The 2,164-nt window shown below is 66.1% G+C and carries 2 protein-coding genes and 1 pseudogene; all 3 read right to left on the bottom strand.

Annotated elements, in window-relative coordinates; genetic code table 11:
* A pseudogene (locus tag JHD63_RS22340) lies at window positions 1–142 on the bottom strand (electron transfer flavoprotein subunit beta/FixA family protein); the annotation flags it as partial.
* 157 nt (window positions 143–299) lie between these two features.
* Window positions 300–1,580 (bottom strand): mechanosensitive ion channel family protein, encoded by a 1,281-nt coding sequence (locus tag JHD63_RS22335; RefSeq protein WP_198972974.1) that lies wholly within the window; start codon window positions 1,578–1,580, stop codon window positions 300–302.
* The coding region (locus JHD63_RS22330; protein ID WP_198972973.1) for a histone deacetylase family protein at window positions 1,580–2,164 on the bottom strand (585 nt) is incomplete at its 5' end. The genes JHD63_RS22330 and JHD63_RS22335, both read right to left, overlap by 1 nt.

Here is a 2,164-nt window from a genome sequence, read left to right as displayed (position 1 = left end):
GCACCGCCTCTTCAATGGCGATTTCGTCGAAGGGGTTCATGCTCATCTTCACGTTGGCGATGTCCACGCCCGTGCCGTCCGATTTCACTCGGACTTTCACGTTGTAGTCCACCACCCGCTTCACGGGTACCAAAACCTTCATTGCTGCGGCTCCTTTGACATTGGTTGATAGCGTTGTGATCCGGCCAATTTTATGCCCGCCTGTTTTTCATTCAGTATTCACCGAATGAAGCACGGAACAGCACTGATTGTCGCGCAGGAGCTTCATCGCACACCCCATAAAAGCACGATCGTTCTTTTTATGGATTATAGAGAGGCTGCGCCGGTGTTGCCGCGCCCGCCTGCGCCACATGCACGACGCGCTGGGGATACGGGATGTCGATGCCCGCGCCGCGCAGCGCTTCGAGGACGGCTATGTTGACCGCCGAACGCACGTTGGCCTGCCCGTTGGAGGGATCGCTGACCCACAGGTTCAGCGTGAACAGCAGGCCATCCGGGGCGAAGCTCATCAGGTAGGCGACCGGTTCGGGCGAGCGCAGCACGCGCGGCTGGGCCGCCGCGGCTTCGCACAGCAGGCGCTGCACCAGCGCCACGTCGCTGTCGTAGCCCACCGTGATGTCGGTGGTGATGTTGAACTTCAGATCGGCCTGCGAGAGGTTCTCCACCCGCTGCGTGATGAAGGTTTCGTTCGGGATGATGGCCTCGCGCCCGTTGCCCGCGCGCACCAGGGTGTAGCGGGTCTTGATGTCGGTGACGCGGCCCTCGAAGGTGTCGATCCTGATGTTGTCGCCGATGCGCAGCGAGCGCTCCAGCAGGATCACGAAACCGCTGATGTAGTTGGAGGCCAGCTTCTGCAGCCCGAAACCCAGGCCCACGCCGATGGCGCCGCCCAGCACCGACAGCGCCGTGAGGTCCACGCCCACGGTGGACAGCACGAACAGCATGCCCACCAGCAGCAGCGCGGCGCGCGTCACGTTGGCCGCCGCCTTGCGCAGCGACAGGTCGCTCACGGCGCTGTGCAGGATGCGGCGCTCGAACGCCGACGAGATCCACAGCGTCACCACCAGCATCAGCCCGGCCGAGAGCGCGCCTTCCAGTAGGGTGCGCAGGTCCACCCGGGTCTTGCCGAAGGGCAGCGTGATCGATTCGAGCTGGCCCAGCACCGCCGGCAGCAGGCCCACCGCCCACAGCACGGCCACGATCCACGCTCCCCATGAGATGAAGCGCTCGACCAGGCGCGATGCCGCCGACTGCGGGAACACCGACACCAGCACCCGCGCGCACAGCCGGATCACCACCAGCGACATCAGCACCGGCACCGCAATGCGCAGCACCAACAGCGGCAGATACGGCGCCAATACCTGTCCGGCCGCGTAGACCAGCACCAGCGCCAGCAGCGGAAACAGCACGCCGTCCACGATGCGCCGGCCCAACCAGACCGAGTCGGCGTCCCGCAGCCGGTCGCGGCCCAACCAGTGCGCCATTGCATAGGCCAGCGCCACGCAGGCGGCCACCAGCAGCAGGCCGAGCCAGGGATTGGACGCGTGGAAATCCGCCAGCAGTTGCCGCAAGGCCGCCATCAGACTTCCGCCAGCACGCGCAGATGCGCCTCGACGCTGCGCGCCAGCGCATCCAGGTGGTAGCCGCCTTCCAGGCAGGACACGATGCGCCCACGCGCGAAGCGCCGCGCCACGTCCACCACGCGGCTGGTGATCCAGGCGAAGTCCTGCTCGGTCAGGCCGAGTTGCCCCATCTCATCCTCGCGGTGGGCGTCGAAACCGGCGCTGATGAACAGCATCTCGGGACGGAACTGCTCCAGCCGCGGCAGCCACATCATCTCGATCAGTTCGCGCACGTCCATGCCCCGGGTGTAGGCCGGCACCGGCAGGTTGAGCATGTTCGGCGCCGGGTTCTCGGCGCCGGAGAAGGGGTAGAACGGATGCTGGAAGATCCCCACCATCAACACCCGCTCGTCGCCGGCGAAGATGTTCTCGGTGCCGTTGCCGTGGTGCACGTCGAAATCGACGATGGCCACGCGATGCAGGCCGTGCACGTCCAGCGCATGGCGCGCCGCCAGCGCCACGTTGTTGAAGAAGCAGAAGCCCATGGCGCGCTCGCGTTCGGCATGGTGGCCGGGCGGGCGCACCGCGCAGAAGGCGTTGGC

It is taken from the genome of Xylophilus sp. ASV27 (assembly GCF_016428875.1).
GTDB lineage: Bacteria > Pseudomonadota > Gammaproteobacteria > Burkholderiales > Burkholderiaceae_C > Xylophilus.
The sequence above is the reverse complement of the archived record's forward strand: the minus strand, read 5'-3'. Positions and strand labels throughout refer to the sequence as shown.

What these genes read in the sequence shown, in the direction of transcription:
- JHD63_RS22335 (WP_198972974.1), bottom strand. Translation starts at nt 1,580, where the DNA reads ATGGCGGCCTTGCGGCAACTGCTGGCGGATTTCCACGCGTCCAATCCC.